Annotated in this window: 17 protein-coding genes; 8 read left to right on the forward strand and 9 right to left on the reverse strand. The window is 68.0% G+C overall.

Features of this window, described 5'->3' with window-relative positions; all coding sequences use genetic code 11:
- Positions 1-255 precede the first annotated feature (255 nt).
- The 7 genes from AQJ46_RS27830 (at position 256) to trxA (ending at position 9,907) form a co-directional block, all read left to right on the forward strand.
- Positions 256-2,625 (forward strand): DUF6049 family protein, encoded by a 2,370-nt coding sequence (locus tag AQJ46_RS27830; protein ID WP_059208173.1) that lies wholly within the window; start codon positions 256-258, stop codon positions 2,623-2,625.
- Between the two features lie 44 nt (positions 2,626-2,669).
- On the forward strand, positions 2,670-4,946 hold the full coding sequence (gene murJ / locus AQJ46_RS27835; protein ID WP_059208174.1) for a murein biosynthesis integral membrane protein MurJ: 2,277 nt from the start codon (positions 2,670-2,672) through the stop codon (positions 4,944-4,946).
- Between the two features lie 119 nt (positions 4,947-5,065).
- The gene (locus AQJ46_RS27840; protein WP_059208175.1) at positions 5,066-6,754 is read left to right on the forward strand and encodes a protein kinase family protein; all 1,689 of its coding nucleotides are present in this window, start codon (positions 5,066-5,068) and stop codon (positions 6,752-6,754) included.
- Between the two features lie 21 nt (positions 6,755-6,775).
- Positions 6,776-7,501 carry an RNA polymerase sigma factor SigM gene (sigM, locus tag AQJ46_RS27845; RefSeq protein ID WP_059208176.1) on the forward strand — a complete coding sequence of 242 codons (726 nt, stop codon included), beginning with the start codon at positions 6,776-6,778 and terminating at the stop codon, positions 7,499-7,501.
- Positions 7,498-8,394 carry an anti-sigma factor gene (locus AQJ46_RS27850; RefSeq protein ID WP_059208177.1) on the forward strand — a complete coding sequence of 299 codons (897 nt, stop codon included), beginning with the start codon at positions 7,498-7,500 and terminating at the stop codon, positions 8,392-8,394. Before sigM ends, AQJ46_RS27850 begins: the two co-directional genes overlap by 4 nt.
- A 167-nt stretch (positions 8,395-8,561) precedes the next feature.
- Positions 8,562-9,530, forward strand: coding sequence for a thioredoxin-disulfide reductase (gene trxB / locus AQJ46_RS27855; protein WP_059208178.1), 969 nt, complete (start codon positions 8,562-8,564; stop codon positions 9,528-9,530).
- Positions 9,531-9,574: 44 nt separating this feature from the next.
- Positions 9,575-9,907, forward strand: coding sequence for a thioredoxin (gene trxA / locus AQJ46_RS27860; protein WP_007383275.1), 333 nt, complete (start codon positions 9,575-9,577; stop codon positions 9,905-9,907).
- A 52-nt stretch (positions 9,908-9,959) separates the two neighbouring features.
- On the opposite strand, the gene AQJ46_RS27865 is transcribed toward trxA, so the two are convergent.
- The 9 genes from AQJ46_RS27865 to rpmH all read right to left on the reverse strand — a co-directional run bounded on the left by AQJ46_RS27865 (position 9,960) and on the right by rpmH (position 16,870).
- Positions 9,960-10,577, reverse strand: a complete 618-nt coding sequence (locus tag AQJ46_RS27865; RefSeq protein ID WP_059208179.1) for a GNAT family N-acetyltransferase — start codon at positions 10,575-10,577, stop codon at positions 9,960-9,962.
- 320 nt (positions 10,578-10,897) lie between these two features.
- Positions 10,898-11,998 (reverse strand): ParB/RepB/Spo0J family partition protein, encoded by a 1,101-nt coding sequence (locus tag AQJ46_RS27870; RefSeq protein WP_059208180.1) that lies wholly within the window; start codon positions 11,996-11,998, stop codon positions 10,898-10,900.
- The gene (locus AQJ46_RS27875) at positions 11,995-13,068 is read right to left on the reverse strand and encodes a ParA family protein (protein WP_078935937.1); all 1,074 of its coding nucleotides are present in this window, start codon (positions 13,066-13,068) and stop codon (positions 11,995-11,997) included. The genes AQJ46_RS27870 and AQJ46_RS27875 overlap by 4 nt, the downstream gene beginning before the upstream one ends.
- A 265-nt stretch (positions 13,069-13,333) precedes the next feature.
- Positions 13,334-14,050: a 16S rRNA (guanine(527)-N(7))-methyltransferase RsmG gene (gene rsmG, locus AQJ46_RS27880; RefSeq protein ID WP_059208181.1), complete on the reverse strand. Its 717-nt coding sequence runs from the start codon at positions 14,048-14,050 to the stop codon at positions 13,334-13,336.
- Positions 14,051-14,171: 121 nt separating this feature from the next.
- Entirely contained in the window at positions 14,172-14,684 is a 513-nt protein-coding gene (locus AQJ46_RS27885; protein ID WP_057609096.1) for a Jag family protein, read from the reverse strand.
- Positions 14,685-14,699: 15 nt separating this feature from the next.
- Positions 14,700-15,989: a membrane protein insertase YidC gene (yidC, locus tag AQJ46_RS27890; protein ID WP_057609094.1), complete on the reverse strand. Its 1,290-nt coding sequence runs from the start codon at positions 15,987-15,989 to the stop codon at positions 14,700-14,702.
- 3 nt (positions 15,990-15,992) lie between these two features.
- Positions 15,993-16,343 (reverse strand): membrane protein insertion efficiency factor YidD, encoded by a 351-nt coding sequence (gene yidD, locus AQJ46_RS27895; RefSeq protein ID WP_057609092.1) that lies wholly within the window; start codon positions 16,341-16,343, stop codon positions 15,993-15,995.
- Complete coding sequence (gene rnpA / locus AQJ46_RS27900; RefSeq protein WP_059208182.1) at positions 16,340-16,711, reverse strand: ribonuclease P protein component; 372 nt, start codon at positions 16,709-16,711, stop codon at positions 16,340-16,342. Before rnpA ends, yidD begins: the two co-directional genes overlap by 4 nt.
- Before the next feature lie 21 nt (positions 16,712-16,732).
- Positions 16,733-16,870, reverse strand: a complete 138-nt coding sequence (rpmH, locus tag AQJ46_RS27905) for a 50S ribosomal protein L34 (protein WP_005482975.1) — start codon at positions 16,868-16,870, stop codon at positions 16,733-16,735.
- A gap of 383 nt (positions 16,871-17,253) precedes the next feature.
- On the opposite strand from rpmH, the gene dnaA reads away from it, so the two are divergent.
- Positions 17,254-19,206 carry a chromosomal replication initiator protein DnaA gene (gene dnaA / locus AQJ46_RS27910; RefSeq protein ID WP_079072443.1) on the forward strand — a complete coding sequence of 651 codons (1,953 nt, stop codon included), beginning with the start codon at positions 17,254-17,256 and terminating at the stop codon, positions 19,204-19,206.
- The last annotated feature ends 62 nt before the right edge of the window (positions 19,207-19,268 follow it).

Genomic DNA, 19,268 nt, shown 5'->3' on the forward strand with positions numbered 1-19,268 from the left:
CAGAAGAGGGTACGTGGCTCGGGTCGCCCCGAGCGCCTCCATTAAACGTGCACAGACTCGCCATCCGGACCTGCACAAGGTCTGCTCCGGAGACTCACGGGCGCGCTCCCCTTTATACGTGCACATTCAGGACAGTGCGGTAGTGTCCTCCGATCTTGTGGAGCAGTCCGCGGCACTTCCCCTCAGCGCGCATCGTTACCATGCGTGGACGCACATTCCAACGACCACTGACGACGACGAGGGACGGGCGAGCGCGTGGCCGAGGCGGCAGACTTCCAGGGGACGAGTCCCTCACCTGCCCGCCGCTGGCTGCGGCGTACCGGGGCCCTGCTCGCAGGGGCTCCTCTGCTGGCCGGACTGTGCCAGCTGACCGCCGCGGCGCCCGCTCAGGCCGCCGACGACTCCGGATCGGTGTCCGTCGCGGTCGACACACTCAGCCCCAGCGCGCCTACGGAAGGTGACACTCTCACCGTGTCGGGCACGGTGACCAACAACGGCAAGCAAGCCGTCACGGCCGCCCATGTGGGACTCCAGGTGGGACCCGAGCTGAACACCCGCTCCTCGATCGACACCGTCATCGAGAACAAGGACTCGCTCCAGGCCGCCATGGGATCCGAGGTCGGCGGCAAGTATGTGGCGAAGTTCGCGAAGCTGACCCCCGGGGTGGCCGAGCCCTTCTCCATCTCCGTCCCGGTCGACGAGTTGGACCTCGGCGACGCCGGCGTCTACCAGTTCGCCGTCTCCATCTCAGGTAAGACCTCCGCGCAGCCGTGGGACCGGACGCTGGGCATCCAGCGGACCTTCCTGCCCTGGCAGTCCGACGAAGTGGACACGAAGACGAAGACCACCTTCCTGTGGCCACTGATCTCCACGGTGCACATGACGGCGGAGACCGGCTCGAACGCGCAGCAGACACCGGTCTTCCTCAACGACGACCTCGCCGAGGAGATCTCGGCGGGCGGCCGACTGGACCAGATGCTGTCACTCGGCGAGAACCTGGACGTCACCTGGGTGATCGACCCTGACCTGCTGGCGTCCGTCGACGCGATGACCCGCAGCTACCGGATCCAGGGCGCGGGCGACACCACCACGGCGGGCACCCACCAGGCACTCGCCAAGCAGTGGCTGGCCCGGCTGCAGAAGGCGGTGGAGGACAAAGAGGTAGTCGCACTGCCCTTCGCCGACCCCGACCTCGCCTCGCTGGCCCACAACGGCACGAGCGTCACCGGCTCACTCAGCCATCTCGACGAGGCCACCGACGTCGCGGCCACCACGGTGAGGACCGTGCTGCATGTGACGCCGAGCACCGACTTCGCCTGGCCGGTGAACGGCGCGGTGGACCCCTCGATCGTCAAGGTCGCCACCTCCGCCGGCGCCGACAAGGTAATCGCCCGCAGCGACAGCCTCCAGGAGACCGCCGGGCTGTCGTACACGCCCTCCGCGGCCCGCCCCATCGGCGGCGGCACCACAGCGGTCGTCGCGGACGCACGGCTGTCGACGGCGTTCCAGGGTGATCTCACGAGGGCATCCTCCGCCACACTCGCCGTCCAGCGGTTCCTCGCTCAGAGCCTCGCTCTCGACCTGCAGACGGACAATCAGCGCAGCATCGTCGTCGCCCCACAGCGCATGCCCACGTCGAGCCAGGCCGACGCCATGGCCGAAGCGATCACCGCTCTGGAGGGCGGTAACTGGTCCCAGACGCAGAAGCTGACGGCGGCGGCCGCGGCCAAGCCTGACCCGGAGGCCACCACCAAAGTGCCCTCGGCGTCCGCTTACCCCTCCTCGCTGCGCAAGCAGGAGCTGCCGAAGTCGGCCTTCCAGCAGATCGCCAGCACACAGAACAAGCTCGACAACTTCAAGGTGATCCTCTCCGACCAGTCCCGCGTCGTGACCCCCTTCGGACGGGCCGTGAACCGCGAGATGTCCACGTCGTGGCGGGGCCGCGCCAGCGAGGCGATCGGTTTCCGCAGCGACGTCGAGGCCTACCTCGACGAACTGATCTCCCAGGTCAGCCTGATCGACAAGTCGGAGACCAAGCTCTCCGGCCGCAGTGCCACGATCCCCGTGACGGTCCAGAACAACCTGGTGCAGGGTGTGGACCACCTGAGGCTGCGGCTGACCTCACTGAGCCCGAACCGGCTCGAGATCGGTGGCTCCTCCTACTACGAGCAGCCGGTAGAGGTCTCGGGCGGCCACAGCCAGACGGTGAAGTTCACCACGACGGCCAACGCCAACGGCAAGGCCTCGGTGGTCGCCCAGCTGTACACGGAGGACGGCCAGCCGTACGGCGACCCCGTCAAGTTCGACGTGAAGGTCACCGAGTTCACGGCGACGGTGATGCTGGTCATCGGCGGCGGTGTCCTGCTGCTGGTTCTGGCAGGCTTCCGGATGTACACCCAGCGCAAGCGCGCGGCCGCACGGGCGGCCGAGCAGAACGGCCCCGACGACGAGGCAACCGAAGCCATGAACGGTCCGGAGAACCCCGGGGGCCCCGAGGACCGTCTCAAGGAGGAGTCGGGCACCGACACCGGGGCAGGCGCCCCCGAGCAGCCGAGTGACCTGACAGCGGACACCGCAACGGAAAGCACCGGCCCGTCCGGCACGGGTGAGAGAGTGGACCGTTGAGGATGTCGTGGCCGGTGGGCCCGGGACGATGAGGTGGGGTAACCATGAACGCGCCGTACGACGGTGATCGCGGTCAGGGCGCGGACAACTCGGGTAGCCCCGAGGGGCCGCCGCCCGAGCATGGCCAGGTGCCGCCGCAGGCTCCCGCGGACATGTATCTCCAGGACGCGTACGACCAGGACCCCTACCGTGCGCAGGACCTCTCTGCCCAGGACCCGGTCGCCGAGGCTCTCTACGACCGTGCCGCGCATCCCCCACCGCCCCCCGGCACCTATCAGCCGCAGCAGCCGCTGTACTCCCAGCCGCCCCAGTCCCCCTACGCCCCCGACCCGCACGTGTGGGCACAGACCCCGGCGCCCGAGCCGGAAGGACCGACGCAGTATCTGCCGTACGGCGACAACCCTCGCACCACCCAGTTCGTGGGGGTTGACGACCTGATGAGCCAGGCCGGCGACGCACGCCACGAGCCGGACGCGTTCGCCCATCTCTTCCGCGACCAGCAGCAGGGTGGCGGCCGTCCGACGGATCCCCCGTCGGTGCCGGGGCCGGCGCCGGCCCCGGGCGGGCCGTCGTCGTCCGCACCGCAGTTCCAGGCTCCCGCGGCCCCAGCTCCGTCGGCCGACGAGACCATGAACCTCGGTACCGCGCCGGCTGTGGCGGCCCATGCGTCCCCTGTTCCCGGGAAGAAGGACGGAAAGGCCGGGGGCCTGCTGAAGTCGAGCGCCGTGATGGCCGCGGGCACGATGGTCTCGCGTCTCACCGGCTTCGTTCGCTCGGCGTTGATCGTGTCGGCGCTGGGTGTCGGTCTGCTCGGTGACACCTTCCAGGTCGCCTATCAGTTGCCGACGATGATCTACATCCTGACCGTCGGTGGCGGCCTCAACTCCGTGTTCGTGCCGCAGCTCGTGCGGGCCATGAAGGAGGACGAGGACGGCGGCGAGGCGTACGCCAACCGTCTGCTGACCCTGGTCATGGTGGCGCTCGGTGTACTCACCGGGCTCGCGGTCCTCGGTGCCCCGTTCCTGATCCGGCTGCTGTCCGACTCAGTGGCCGGCGACCCGGCGGCCAACGAGGTCGGCATCACCTTCGTCCGCTACTTCCTGCCCTCGATCTTCTTCATGGGCATCCATGTGGTGATGGGGCAGATCCTCAACGCGCGCGGGAAGTTCGGCGCGATGATGTGGACCCCGGTTCTGAACAACATCGTCATCATCGTGACGCTCGGCATGTTCATGTGGGTCTACGGCACCGCGGCCGACTCTGGCATGAAGGTCACCAACATTCCGCCGGAGGGGCAGCGTCTCCTCGGCATCGGCGTCCTGCTCGGCCTCACGGTCCAGGCGCTGGCGATGATCCCGTACCTCCGCGAGACCGGCTTCCGGATGAGGCTGCGCTTCGACTGGCGGGGCCACGGCCTCGGCAAGGCCGTGACGCTCGCCAAATGGACCGTCCTGTTCGTCCTGGCCAACCAGGCCGGCGCGATCGTCGTCTCGCAGCTGTCGACTGCGGCGGGCAAGGCCTCCCCGGTCGACGGCACCGGCTTCTCCGCCTACGCCAACGCCCAACTCATCTGGGGTCTGCCGCAGGCCATCATCACCGTCTCCCTGATGGCGGCTCTGCTGCCGCGGCTGGCCCGCTCCGCGGCCGAGGAGGACGGCGGCGCGGTCCGTGACGACATCTCCCAGGGCCTGCGCACCACTGCCGTCGCGATCGTGCCGATCGCCTTCGGGTTCGTCGCCCTCGGCATCCCGATGTGCACGTTGATCTTCGGCTCGTCCGGTACCAGCGAGGCCACGAACATGGGCTTCATGCTGATGGCCTTCGCCCTCGGCTTGATCCCCTACTCCGTGCAGTACGTCGTCCTGCGCGCCTTCTACGCCTACGAGGACACCCGCACCCCCTTCTACAACACGGTCATCGTGGCAGCGGTCAACGCGGGCGCCTCGGCGCTGTGTTACGTGGTGCTGTCACCGCGCTGGGCCGTGGCGGGCATGGCTGCCTCGTATGGTCTGGCCTACGCGATCGGTGTCGGCGTCGCCTGGAACCGGCTGCGCAAGCGCCTCGGCGGCGACCTGGACGGCAACCGTGTCCTGCGGACCTACGCCAGGCTCTGCATCGCCTCGGTACCGGCGGCGTTGCTGAGCGGTGCGGCCTGCTACGCCATCGGTCACTCGCTCGGCCAGGGAGTGGTCGGTTCGTTCGCCGCTCTGATCGCGGGTGGAGCGATTCTGCTCGGGATCTTCTTCGTCGCCGCTCGCAAGATGCGGATCGAGGAGCTGAACTCGCTGGTCGGCATGGTCCGGGGGCGTCTGGGGCGCTGAGGCATGGGTACGCGCACAACCATCGTCCGGCACTGTGTGTCGTGCATAGCGTCGGACTGTGGGCACAATTGGATTCTGCGTCGCACGGCGCGCAACGTATGGGGAGGCAGGGAACGACGGTGGCGGAACGGAGCACGGCTGCCGTCGACGTGGCAGACAACAGCGGTGACGAACCGCTGACCGCCCAGGCGGACCAGTCCACGGCCGACGGCGTGGCCAAGAACCGGGAGCTGGACACGGAAGACGTCGAGGCACAGGGGAGTGGCGGGACCGAGAGTCCTGGCAAGGCGTCACCGCCGGAGCTGCACAGCGGCCACAAACTCGCCAGACGCTACCGTCTCGAGGAGTGCGTCACCCGTCTGGACGGCTTCAGCAGCTGGCGGGCCGTCGACGAGAAACTCCGTCGGGCCGTCGGCGTGCACATCCTGCCGGCCGACCATGCGCGGGCGCGTTCCGTCCTGGCCGCGGCCCGTTCGTCCGCGTTGCTGGGCGACCCGCGCTTCGTCCAGGTCCTCGACGCCGTCGAGGAGAACGACCTCGTCTATGTCGTCCACGAGTGGCTGCCCGACGCGACCGAGCTGACCGCGCTCCTCGCTCCGGGTCCGCTGGAGGTGTTTGACGCCTACCAGATGGTCAGTCAGGTGGCGTCTGCCATGGCCGCGGCCCACCGCGAAGGGCTCGCACATCTGCGGCTGAACCCGAACGCGGTCCTGCGTACGTCGAGCGGGCAGTGGCGCATCCGCGGTCTCGCCGTGAACGCCGCGCTGCGGGGCGCGAGTTCGGAGACTCCGCAGCGCACCGACACGGAGGCGATCGGCGCGCTCCTGTACGCGGCGCTCACCCAGCGGTGGCCGTACGAGAACGACGCCTACGGTCTGGCCGGTCTGCCCAAGGACGTCGGTCTCATCGCGCCCGACCAGGTGCGGGCGGGTGTCCACCGCGGGCTGTCCGAGCTGTCCATGCGGGCGCTCGCCAACGACGGTGCCACCGCCTCGCGCCACGAGTCGGCGTGCACCACACCCGAGGAACTGGTCAAGGCGATCGGTGAGATGCCCCGCATCCGCCCGCCGGAGCCGACGTTCACGGCCCCGCCCGAGTACCAGCGCACGACGTACCAACAGGGCACGTACGGCCGCCCGGCGCCGCACCCCGGCGTCACTCAGCCGGTCCCGACCCCGCCTCCACCCCTCCAGAGCCGTACCGGCCGAGCGCTGAAGTGGGCGGTCTCCGCCCTCCTCATCGCCGCGCTGGGCCTGGGCAGTTGGCAGCTGGCGGACGCGCTGATGGACCAGGGCGGCAAGTCGGACGAGAACCAGACCCAGACGACCGACGACGGCGACAAGAACCCGACGAAGGCGGCCAGCGCTCCGATCACCATCGCCAAGGGGTACGACTTCGACCCGTTCGGTGACGGATCCGAGAAGCCGAACGACATAAAGAAGGCCTACGACAACGACACCTCGTCGTACTGGCAGACGGACTTCTACAAGGGCGCCGACTTCGGGAACCTCAAGCCTGGCCTCGGGATAATCCTCGACCTCGGCAAGGTCCAGGACATCGGGAAGGTCACCGTCACGTTCATGGGCGACACGTCTGTGGAACTGCGCGCCGCCTCAAGCGACGCGAGCTCCAGGCCCACGAGCTTCGACGCCTACACGAAGGTCGCGGAGGGCTCCGGTACCGGAGTCCCGCTCAAGCCGGACAAGGCCGTGAAGTCCCGCTACCTTCTGATCTGGCTGACCAAGCTGCCGCTGACGGATGAAGGCAATTACCGCGGTCGGGTGGCAGACATCAAGATCGCCAGTTAACGGGGAGAGGAGGGGGGTCCGATGGCAGATGACACCGCGTACGGCGACACCAGCGATCAGGACCTCCTGGCCCTTCATGTAGACGGCGACCCCGACGCCTTCGGCGAGCTCGTGCGGCGGCACCGGGATCGGCTCTGGGCCGTCGCCCTCCGCACGCTGGGAGACCGTGAGGAAGCCGCTGACGCCGTTCAGGACGCCCTTGTGTCCGCCTACCGCGCCGCACACACGTTCCGGGGCCAGTCCGCGGTCACCACCTGGCTGCACCGGATCACGGTCAACGCCTGCCTGGACCGGGCCAGAAAGGTGGCCTCCCGTAAGACGTCTCCGGTGGACGACACCGAGCGCCTGGAGCAGCTCCTGGAGCCGCACGAGTCCGCTTCGGCGCCCGCAGAGCGCAACGACCTCCACCGCCAGCTCCTGGAGGCCCTAGGCACGCTCCCGCCCGACCAGCGGGCCGCCCTCGTTCTAGTGGACATGCAGGGCTACCCGGTCGCCGAAGCCGCCCGCATGCTCGACGTGCCGACAGGGACAGTGAAGAGCCGCTGCGCCCGAGGCAGAGCCAGACTGCTCCCCCTTCTCACTCATCTACGGCCGGAAAGAGCCGGAGACGGAAGAGAAACGGGCGCTGGACGGAACCGGACGCAGGGGACATCCGTCCCACCCGCAGCGGGACCTCCGTCAGAAGGCCCGCCGGATTCGGGATCAAGCGATTCAGCTGCAGTGAAGGGCGGAGGTGGGCGAGCGTGACTTCCACGACAGACACAGCCGGGCACCCGGACGTCGCGGAGATCTCCGACCTCACCGAAGGCCTCCTCCCCGCCTCCAGGACCACAGATGTACGTCGGCATCTGGGCGAGTGCGAACTCTGCGCGGACGTGCACGCGTCGCTGGAGGAGATCCGCGGACTGCTCGGCACACTGCCGGGTCCACCACAGATGCCCTCCGACGTCGCCGGCAGGATCGACGCCGCCCTCGCCGCGGAAGCTCTCCTGCAGGCAACTGCTCCCGAGGTGGTGAACGCACCGGCGCCGGTCGAGACGCCGCATGTTTCACGTGAAACATCGTCCACCACCGCCCGCCCCACGGGACATGCCCGTTCTGCCACCACCGGCCCCGGCCGCAAGGACCGCAAGAGGAACGGACGCCGCAAGATTGCCGTCCTCGGCGCCGTCTTCACGGTCGCCGCACTGGGATTCGGCTCCGTTCTGCTGTCGGCGTTGGACGACGGCAAGCCGACCGGCGCGGCACACGACCGTGCGACCACCTCCGCCGACACCTTCTCCGCCAGCGGGCTGGAGAGGCAGGTCTCGGATCTTCTCAGCGAGAAGAGTGCGAGCAGTGGCGGGTCTCGGGCTCCGCACACCAGCATGGGCGCGAATAACGTCCCGGACTCCGGAGATCCCCGCATCCTCGTGACGCCTGAGGTTCCTCAGTGCATCCAGAACGGCATCCACACTACTGACGCGCCGCTCGCGACCGAGGACGGCGTCTACAAGGGCACGGACGCACTTCTCGTCGTACTGCGTGACCCCTCTGACAGCACCCGGGTCACCGCCTACATCATGGATGCGTCGTGCGTGAAGAACGCACCGACGGGCACCGCGAAGATTCTGCTGAATCAGACCTACGCGCGCTCCTGACCACTCACGCCTCGTCTCCGTCCTGCGTGGTAATCCGTACGGTGTGAGCTCTCCGTGTGCCCGGACACACCGGGAATGCGCGCCCCTTAGGATCCGTTGGGTGGGGTGAGAGTTCTGAGTGGGCTCCACCGGTCCGACGACGCAGTCCAGAGACGAGGAACCAAGCCGTGAGCGACGTCCGTAACGTGATCATCATCGGCTCCGGGCCCGCCGGCTACACGGCGGCGCTCTACACCGCGCGCGCGTCGCTGAAGCCGCTGGTGTTCGAGGGCGCCGTCACCGCCGGCGGCGCGCTGATGAACACCACCGAGGTGGAGAACTTCCCCGGCTTCCAGGACGGCATCATGGGCCCCGAGCTCATGGACAACATGCGCGCCCAGGCCGAGCGCTTCGGTGCCGAACTCGTCCCGGACGACATCGTCAGTGTCGACCTGACCGGTGAGATCAAGACCGTCACCGACACCTCGGGCACAGTGCACCAGGCGAAGGCCGTGATCGTCACCACCGGCTCGCAGCACCGCAAGCTCGGCCTCCCGAACGAGGACGCTCTCTCCGGGCGGGGTGTCTCGTGGTGCGCCACTTGTGACGGCTTCTTCTTCAAGGACCAGGACATCGCCGTGATCGGCGGTGGTGACACCGCGATGGAGGAGGCGACCTTCCTCTCCCGCTTCGCCAGGTCCGTGACGATCGTCCACCGCCGTGACACCCTGCGCGCCTCCAAGGCGATGCAGGAGCGCGCCTTCGCCGACCCGAAGATCAAGTTTGTGTGGGACAGCGAGGTCGCCGAGATCCAGGGCGACCCGAAGCTCTCGGGCCTGAAGCTGCGCAACCTCAAGACCGGCGAACTCTCGGACCTGGCGGTCACCGGCCTGTTCATCGCGATCGGCCACGACCCGCGCACCGAGCTGTTCAAGGGCCAGCTCGAACTGGACGGTGAGGGCTACGTGAAGGTGGAAGCACCTTCTACTCGCACCAACCTGACCGGTGTCTTCGGCGCCGGTGACGTGGTCGATCACACCTACCGCCAGGCGATCACCGCGGCCGGCACCGGCTGCTCCGCCGCTCTCGACGCCGAGCGTTTCCTCGCCGCCCTCGCGGACGAGGAGAAGGCCGAGCCCGAGAAGACCGCTGTCTGACCCCCATCCCGCCCCACCGCACCAACCCAGTTAAGGAGCCCGCCGTGGCCGGCACCCTGAAGAATGTGACCGACGATTCCTTCGAGCAGGACGTCCTGAAGAGCGACAAGCCCGTCCTGGTGGACTTCTGGGCCGCCTGGTGCGGTCCTTGCCGTCAGATCGCGCCGTCCCTCGAGGCGATCGCCGCCGAGTACGGCGACAAGATCGAAATCGTCAAGCTGAACATCGACGAGAACCCGGGTACGGCCGCCAAGTACGGCGTCATGTCCATCCCGACGCTGAACGTGTACCAGGGTGGCGAGGTCGCCAAGACCATCGTGGGTGCCAAGCCGAAGGCTGCGATCGTCCGCGACCTTGAGGACTTCATCGCCGAGTGACGTTTCACGTGAAACACGATGGGGCCGGCCCGAAAGGGCCGGCCCCATCGCATTACAGGGGGCGCAGCGCTGGCTCCTTCTGTACCGCCCCCAGAAGCCGGTCCAGTGCCATCTCCACGTCTTCCTTCCACGAGAGCGTGGTGCGCAGCTCCAGCCTCAGCCTCGGATACGCGGGGTGGTGCCTGACCGTCTTGAAGCCCACGGCAAGGAGATGGTCCGCGGGGAGCAGGCACGCCGGCTCCTTCCAGCGAGCGTCACCGAAGGCCTCGACGGCCTTGAAGCCCCGTCGCAGCAGATCCTTGGCGACCGTCTGCACCATCACCCGGCCCAGGCCCTGTCCCTGATAGCCCGGCATGATGAACGACGTCATCAACTGGACCGCGTCCGGAGAGACAGGGCTCGTGGGAAACGCCGTCGAACGAGGAACGTACGCGGGAGGGGCGTAGAGGACGAAGCCGACCGGTACGTCATCGACGTACACGACTCGACCGCACGATCCCCAGTCGAGGAGGACGGCAGAGATCCAGGCTTCCTTCTCCAGCGCGGGTGTTCCCGCCTTTACCGCGGCTTCTCCGCTGACGGGGTCCAACTCCCAGAAGACACACGAGCGGCAACGCCGGGGGAGGTCCGGAAGGTTGTCCAGCGTGAGCGGTACGAGCCGACGCCCCATGAAGGCTGATCCTCGCTTCCTTCGCCCGCCGCGTCGCGGGCGGCCGTCAGAGCGCTCCGTTCCCTGAGCAGGCTACCGACGAATCCGCCGACCGCCCCCAGTCCCAGGCCCGCGCTCACCAGTCCGCTTCGGCTCATCGTTCGCATGGCCCCTGCCTCTCCTCAGAGGTACTGCCGGGAGGATGTGCCGCACCCCTTCGCATCGTATCCACACAGCGATTCCATCGATACCGCCTGAGAGCAAAGAGCGGGCCGTGTCCGGTACACACCGGACACGGCCCGCTCTTTGCGCCTGGCTCAGGCGGTGCCGCGGGGCCTGGATCAGGCTTCCGTCTCGTCGGCCTCATCGTCCAGCAGGCTCTTCTGCAGAACCGGTCCTTCACCCGGGGCGAGAGAGCTGAGGATGCGCTCAAGGTCCTCCATCGAGGCGAACTCGACCGTGATCTTGCCCTTCTTCTGTCCCAGGTCGACCTTCACCCGTGTCTCGAAGCGGTCCGAGAGACGGGTCGCGAGGTCGGTCAGCGCCGGGGAAACGAGGGCGCCGGCACGCGGCCCCTTAGAGCGCTGGGCGGTCTGCGGCCGCGACCCCATGAGGGTCACGATCTCCTCGACGGCACGCACCGAAAGTCCCTCGGCCACGATCCGGTGGGCCAGCCGGTCCTGCTCCTCCGAATCATCTACGGAGAGCAGCGCCCGGGCATGTCCCGCGGAGAGAACTCCGGCGGCCACCCGGCGCTGGACAGCAGGTGAGAGCTTCAGCAGACGCAGTGTGTTGGAGACCTGGGGCCGGGATCGGCCGATACGGTCCGCCAACTGGTCGTGCGTGCAGTTGAAGTCCTTCAGCAACTGGTCGTAGGCGGCTGCCTCTTCCAGCGGGTTCAGCTGAGCACGGTGCAGGTTCTCCAGGAGCGCGTCCAGGAGAAGCTTGTCGTCGTCCGTGGCCCGCACGATCGCCGGGATCGCCTCCAGGCCCGCCTCACGGCAGGCCCGCCAACGCCGCTCGCCCATGATGAGCTCGTAGCGGGCGGGACCCAACTGCCGCACGACGACCGGCTGGAGGAGGCCGACCTCCTGGATGGAGGTGACCAGCTCCTGAAGAGCGTCCTCGTCGAAGACCTCACGCGGCTGGCGCGGGTTCGGCGTGATGGAGTCGAGAGGGAGCTCCGCGAAGTGGGCGCCCAGGGGAGGCGCGGGCGACTCCACGTAGCCGTTGACTGACGGCTCCTCGGTTTCATGTGAAACAGGCGGCAGCGTGGCCACCTTCGCCGCGGCCACCCCACGGTCGGTCGTCAGCACCGGAACGGACGTCGGGGAGGCAGAGCCAGCGCCCCCCATCGCCGCCGGGGTCGGCGTCTTCTCTGTCGGGGCAGCGGGGATCAATGCGCCGAGCCCACGGCCCAAACCCCTCCGTCGCTCGCTCACTGGATCCCCTCCACCATGCTCGGGTTACTCTGTGCGCCGATGTGCGCCTGAGTCGGGTCGTAGCTGACGCCGACTCCCTTCAACGCGATCTCTCGCGCCGCCTCAAGGTAGGACAGGGCACCGCTCGATCCCGGATCGTACGTCAACACCGTCTGTCCATAGCTCGGCGCCTCGGAGATACGGACCGAGCGAGGAATGCTCGTCCGTAGCACCTCGTCACCGAAGTGGGTGCGCACCTCGTCTGCGACCTGGGACGCAAGCCGCGTCCGGCCGTCGTACATGGTGAGCAGGATGGTCGATACGTGCAAGGTGGGGTTGAGGTGACCCCGCACCAGGTCGACGTTGCGCAGCAGCTGACCCAGGCCCTCCAGCGCGTAGTACTCGCACTGGATCGGGATGAGTACCTCCGCACCAGCCACCAACGCGTTGACCGTCAACAGGCCAAGCGAGGGCGGGCAGTCGATGAGGATGTAGTCCAGGGGCTGCTCGTACGCCTGGATCGCTCGTTGCAGTCGGCTCTCCCGGGCCACCAGGGACACCAGCTCGATCTCCGCACCGGCGAGATCGATGGTGGCGGGGGCGCAGAAGAGGCCTTCGACATCGGGGACCGGCTGGACGACCTCGGCCAGCGGCCTGCTTTCGACCAGGACGTCGTAGATGGACGGCACTTCCGCATGATGGTCTATACCCAGCGCTGTGGACGCGTTGCCCTGGGGGTCGAGGTCGATGACCAGGACACGGCCGCCGTGCAGAGCAAGCGAAGCGGCAAGATTGACGGTCGTCGTCGTCTTGCCCACCCCGCCCTTCTGGTTGGCTACGACCATGATCCGGGTCTGCTCGGGCCGTGGCAGGCCCTCGCCGGCACGGCCCAAAGCCTCTACTGCCAGTTGGGCAGCACGACCGATCGGCGTGTCGTCCATCGGGGGCGGTGTTTCACGTGAAACATCCTCCCCCATCGACTCGGTACGGGGACCGGGGACCGGATCGGTCATCGGTCCCGCGATGTTGGCGTCGGACCGCAAGGATTCACTCTCCTCGACTTCAGGCTCGCAATGAACAGAGCCTCCCATGTCTTCGGGGTCGTGAACCAGTGAGGCCTGTTGTTCTGTGGAGAAATCCACCTCTGTGGACAACTCCGTTACCTCTCCGAGTGACCCGAGAGGCTTTCGGTCGCGGGGTTCGGCCGCGGCGCGGCCCCGGCTGATGATGCCGTGCAGCAGTGAGCGACGTTTCACGTGAAACACGATGCAGGGCGACCGTGCCCGTTCTGCCGCGACACTCCGGCATGCAGAGGTTTGGCAGCTTGTGTGGAGTACGTCTCGTCGTCAGGACGGTTCAGCGACGTCGACGAGTGCGGCCGGTACGGGCCGCCTTGGCGCGCTTGGCCGCGAAACGGACACCACCGGGACTCTCCCCGACCTCGACCCTCACCACCGTGGACAACGGGTCGACCACGCCCTCACCCACATGCAGGATGGAGGTCTCCACGGCGCCGAGCTTGCTCAGGGCCGTACCTGCCGCCTTGAGCTCCTCCTCCGCGGTGTCGCCCTTGAGCGCGAGCATCTCGCCATAGGGCCGCAGCAGCGGGACGCCCCACGCCGCCAGTCGGTCGAGCGGGGCCACGGCCCGCGCTGTCACCACATGCACGGGAGTCAGTTTGCCCATGACCTCCTCGGCACGGCCGCGCACGACTGTCACATGGTCCAGGCCCAGCAGCTCCACGACCTCGGTGAGGAAGGTGGTGCGCCGCAGCAGCGGCTCCAGCAGCGTGATCTTCAGATCCTCGCGTACAAGCGCCAGGGGGATGCCGGGCAGCCCTGCGCCGGAGCCGACGTCGCACACCGTCACGCCCTCGGGAACCACCTCCGAGAGCACCGCGCAGTTCAGCAGGTGCCGCTCCCAGAGGCGGGGCACTTCACGCGGGCCGATGAGACCGCGCTGCACCCCCGCCTCGGCGAGCAGCTCCGCGTAGCGAACCGCATCGTCGAAGCGATCGCCGAACACCTCACGCGCCTGCTCGGGCGCAGGGGGGAGCTCCGCTGCCTCCGTCACGGGGAACCGTCCTTCCGTACCGCATCAGCGCACGGGCGCCGACAACCAGAACTATCAGGCTGACAAAGTTCGGCCCCGCCTGCTCTACAGACAGACGGGGCCGGAGGAACGTACGGACCGATCAGGCGGGAAGCACGACGACGAAGCGCTGCGGCTCCTCGCCCTCGGACTCACTGCGCAAGCCGGCGGCCTTGACCGCGTCGTGCACGACCTTGCGCTCGAACGGCGTCATCGGATCGAGCTTCACGGACTCGCCGGTGCTCTTGACTTCGGCAGCTGCCTTGGCGCCCAGCTCGGAGAGCTCGGCGCGCTTCTTGGCCCGGTAACCACCGATGTCCAGCATCAGCCGGCTGCGGTCCCCGGTCTCCCGGTGCACAGCCAGGCGCGTGAGCTCCTGCAGGGCTTCCAGCACCTCGCCGTCCCGGCCGACCAGCTTCTGCAGGTCGCGGCCGCCCGCGTCGCTGATGATCGAGACAGCGGCGCGGTCGGCCTCGACGTCCATGTCGATGTCGCCGTCGAGATCGGCGATGTCGAGCAGACCCTCGAGGTAGTCCGCCGCGATCTCACCCTCCTGCTCCAGGCGGGTCAGGGTGTCTGCGCCCTCGGCAGCGGCGGAGGTGGTGCCTTCCGTCACGGGATGGACTCCTTCTTACTTCTTGGACGGGGACTTGGGCCGCTGCGGACCCTTGCGCTGTCCGGACTGGGCCTTGCTGCGGGTACCGCCGCCGGACTGCTTCTTGGCGGGTTCGGCGGGCTTGGCGTCCTCTGGCTCATCGGACTTGGTCAGTGAGGTCGGCTCCGGCGACGGGGCATCACCGGCCGCCTTACCACCCGAGGCCGCCGCGCCGCCCGACTGCCGCTGGGACTTGCTCTGCCGCTTGGGCTGCTGACGCTTGGGGGCTGCCGCGCTGGTCGACGCGCCGTCCTCGGTCTGGACCGCGGCCTGGGACTCGCTCTGGACGACGGAGCCGTCGGCCTGGGCCGCCAGGCCCGCCTTGTTCAGACCGTTGATGAACTTGCGCTCGAACTCGTTGCGGTCGCGGCCCTTGGCGACGATCGCCTTGATGATGGTGCGCTCGCTGCGCTTGCGGGCCTTGCCGTGGTTCGTGACGTGATGGGTGAGGCGCTCCAGGTAGGCGGCCTGGGCCTTGGAACCCGGCGTCGGGTTGTTGCGGATGACGTACATCTGCTGGCCCATGGTCCACACGTTGGTGGTCAGCCAGTAGACGAGGACACCGACCGGGAAGTTGATGCCGAAGACGGCGAACATGACCGGGAAGACGTACATCAGCATCTTCTGCTGCTGCATGAACGGCGTCTTGACCGTGGTGTCGACGTTCTTCGTCATCAGCTGGCGCTGCGTATAGAACTGCGACGCCGACATCAGGACGATCATGACCGCGGTGACGACCCGGACGTCGGTCAGCGAGGCGCCGAGTGCCTCGACCTTGCTCGAACCGTCCGTGAACTTCGCGGCCAGCGGGGCACCGAAAATGTGCGCCTTACGGGCACTGGCCAGCAGCGAATCGTTGATGACGCCGATCGTCGAGCCGGTCGCGATGCCGTTGAGCACGTGATACAGGGCGAAGAAGAACGGGGACTGCGCCAGGATGGGAAGGCACGAGGAGAGCGGGTTGGTGCCCGTCTCCTTGTACAGCTTCATCATCTCTTCGGACTGACGCTGTTTGTCGTTCTTGTAGCGCTCCTGGATCTTCTTCATCTCGGGCTGGAGCGTCTGCATGGCCCGCGTCGACTTGATCTGCTTCACGAAGAGCGGGATCAGGCAGATACGGATCAGGATCACGAGGGACACGATCGACAGGCCCCAGGCCCATCCGGTGTCAGGGCCGAAGATCTTGCCGTACACCGTGTGGAACTGGACGATGACCCAGGAGACGGGTGTCGTGATGAAGCTGAAAAGACTGGCAATCGTGTCCACTAATCATGCTCCTTGGGCATGGGACGGAGTCTCTGCGGCCGGGCTCGAAGGAGTCTGTCCCTCGGTGGCCGAGGCGGCGGAGGGCCCGCCCCTACGTGCACGCCAGGCGTTACGCAGCATTTCGTGCCACCGCGGACGCTTGCGCGGCGGGACATGGTCCACACCGCCCAGCGACCACGGATTGCACCGCAGGATGCGCCAGGCGGTGAGTGCCGTTCCCTTGATCGCACCATGCCGGTCGATGGCCTGGAAGCCGTAGTGGGAGCACGACGGGTAGTACTTGCACACCGGCCCCAGCAGCGGACTGATGGTCCACTGGTACAGCTTGATCAGCGCCAGCAGCGGATACTTCATCGTGCGCCCCCTCCCAGCAGCCGCTGAACGGCGGCGTCCAGGTCTCGGGCCAGCTGTTCGTGATCGGCGTCGCCCGCCTCGGGCAGCGCTCGTACGACTACCAGGCTACCGGGGGGAAACAGAGCGACCCTGTCGCGCATCAGATGACGCAGTCTGCGCTTCACCTTGTTGCGCACGACCGCGCCGCCCACGGCCTTGCTCACGACGAAACCCGCACGCGTCGGGGGAGCGCTCTCCCCAGGCGCGTGCGGGTCCGTGGCACCGCTACGAAAATGGACGACGAGGGACGGGCGTCCGGCCCGGCGCCCTCGTCGTACTGCGGTCGCGAAGTCCTCGCGCCGCCTCAGCCGGTTCTCGGTGGGCAGCACGACGGCATGACCTGACCGGGATCAGGCGGACAGGCTGGCGCGACCCTTGCTGCGGCGGTTCGCCAGAATCGCGCGGCCGGCACGGGTACGCATCCGCAGGCGGAAGCCGTGGGTCTTCGCGCGACGACGGTTGTTCGGCTGGAAGGTGCGCTTGCTCACTCGGGGGCTCCAGAAATAAATCGGTGGTGGCGGGTGCCGTCCTGGCTGTCACCGTGCGCCCACGAGTAGCTCGCAGTAACGCCCGAGTGCACCGCTTCCCGATCACCCGAAGCGATCTGTGCCCATCGGAGGCAGGCGGCAGCAGCCATCGACAACTCGACCTGGTTACGGTACGCGCGGCTGCGCCATCCGGTCAAACCAGTGGTCACCAGGAGACACTATCCACAGGCTGGGGACAACAACTTGAACCGCACCCGTCGCCCTGACTACCGTGGCTGAACTCCGATTCGTTCCCTTGACCCCTCTGTTTCGGCTCCACCCCATTTGAATCCCGACTCGTCCCACAACCACACGTTCGTGGGACCCGTGAGAGAGCGTGCCCTGTGGCTGACGTACCTGCCGATCTTGCCGCAGTGTGGCCACGCGTACTCGAGCAACTTCTCGGCGAGGGCCGCGTCCAGGGTGTGGAGGCGAAAGACGAGCACTGGATCCGGCGCTGCCAGCCGCTCGCGCTGGTCGCCGACACCGCCCTGCTCGCCGTACCGAACGAATTTGCGAAAGGCGTACTGGAGGGCCGGCTGGCCCCAGCCGTCAGCGAGACCCTGAGCCGTGAGTGCGGCCGCCCGATCCGTATCGCGATCACGGTCGACGACTCCGCGGGCGAGCCCCCGGCACCGCCCGCGCCTCCGGCCCCCCGGCCCCAGTCGCGCTACGAGGAACCGGAACTCCCCTCCGGCCAGTACGACAACCAGTACGAGGGCTACGGCCGTCACCGCGCCGACGACTCCCGTCCGAACCGCGGCGACCAGCGTCCCGGGCACCAGGGCGACCACGCCCCCCGCCCGGACCAGCTCCCGACCGCCCGCCCCGCCTACCCCTCGGAGTACCAGCGCCCCGAGCCCGGCGCCTGGCCGCGGCCGCAGCAGGACGAGTACAGCTGGCAGCAGCAGCGACTCGGCTTCCCGGAGCGCGACCCGTACGCCTCGCCGTCGCAGGAGCCGTATCCGCAGGAGTCGTACGGCCCCCCGTCGCAGGACTACCGCCCGCAGCCGATGGACCGCTCCTCCTACGACAGTCCGCGCCGCGACTACGACGAGCGCCCGGACTACGACAAGCCGCGTCCCGACTACGACCAGCCCCGGTCCGACTACGACCAGCGCGACGCCCGCCGGGACCTCCCCGACCCCCCGCCCGGCTCCGGACATGTGCATCGCGGCGGCCCGGTCGGCTCCAGCCTGCCCACCACCGGCGCTCCCGGTCCGCTCGCCGCGCAGCCCGCGCCGGCAACCGGCCCCGGTGAGCCCACCGCGCGGCTGAACCCGAAGTACCTCTTCGACACGTTCGTCATCGGCGCCTCCAACCGCTTCGCCCACGCGGCCGCGGTGGCGGTCGCCGAGGCGCCGGCCAAGGCCTACAACCCCCTCTTCATCTACGGGGAGTCGGGGCTCGGCAAGACCCACCTGCTGCACGCGATCGGGCACTACGCGCGCAGCCTGTATCCCGGCACGCGCGTGCGGTACGTGAGCTCGGAGGAGTTCACCAACGAATTCATCAACTCCATCCGCGACGGCAAGGGCGACAGCTTCCGCAAGCGCTACCGCGAGATGGACATCCTGCTCGTCGACGACATCCAGTTCCTCGCGGACAAGGAGTCGACGCAGGAGGAGTTCTTCCACACCTTCAACACGCTCCACAACGCGAACAAGCAGATCGTCCTGTCCAGCGACCGGCCGCCCAAGCAGCTGGTGACGCTGGAGGACCGGCTGCGGAACCGTTTCGAGTGGGGTCTGATCACCGACGTCCAGCCGCCCGAGCTGGAGACACGGATCGCGATCCTGCGCAAGAAGGCGGTACAGGAGCAGCTCAACGCGCCGCCGGAGGTCCTGGAGTTCATCGCCTCCCGGATCTCGCGCAACATCCGCGAGCTGGAGGGCGCGCTGATCCGGGTGACGGCGTTCGCGTCGCTCAACCGGCAGCCGGTCGACCTGGGCCTGACGGAGATCGTCCTCAAGGACCTGATCCCAGGCGGCGAGGACTCGGCCCCGGAGATCACCTCCACGGCCATCATGAGCGCCACGGCGGACTACTTCGGCCTGACCGTCGAGGACCTGTGCGGCACCTCGCGCGGGCGGGCGCTCGTCACGGCCCGCCAGATCGCCATGTACCTGTGCCGGGAGCTGACGGATCTGTCGCTGCCTAAGATCGGCGCGCTGTTCGGCGGCCGCGACCACACCACGGTCATGCACGCCGACCGCAAGATCCGCAATCTGATGGCCGAGCGGCGCTCCATCTACAACCAGGTCACCGAGCTGACGAACCGCATCAAGAACGGCTGACAGAGGCGGAGTTACGTCGGTTTCGACGCTGAAGGGCGCCCTGGGGACGAGATCCCGGAGGC

This window comes from Streptomyces canus (assembly GCF_001514145.1).
GTDB classification, from domain to species: Bacteria; Actinomycetota; Actinomycetes; order Streptomycetales; family Streptomycetaceae; genus Streptomyces; species Streptomyces canus.

Excerpts from the sequence above, each read along its gene's own strand:
- AQJ46_RS27875 (WP_078935937.1), bottom strand. The coding sequence starts at position 13,068 with ATGGGAGGCTCTGTTCATTGCGAGCCTGAAGTCGAGGAGAGTGAATCC.
- yidD (WP_057609092.1), bottom strand. The coding sequence starts at position 16,343 with ATGAAGTATCCGCTGCTGGCGCTGATCAAGCTGTACCAGTGGACCATC.
- AQJ46_RS27865 (WP_059208179.1), bottom strand. The coding sequence starts at position 10,577 with ATGGGGCGTCGGCTCGTACCGCTCACGCTGGACAACCTTCCGGACCTC.
- murJ (WP_059208174.1), top strand. The coding sequence starts at position 2,670 with ATGAACGCGCCGTACGACGGTGATCGCGGTCAGGGCGCGGACAACTCG.
- sigM (WP_059208176.1), top strand. The coding sequence starts at position 6,776 with ATGGCAGATGACACCGCGTACGGCGACACCAGCGATCAGGACCTCCTG.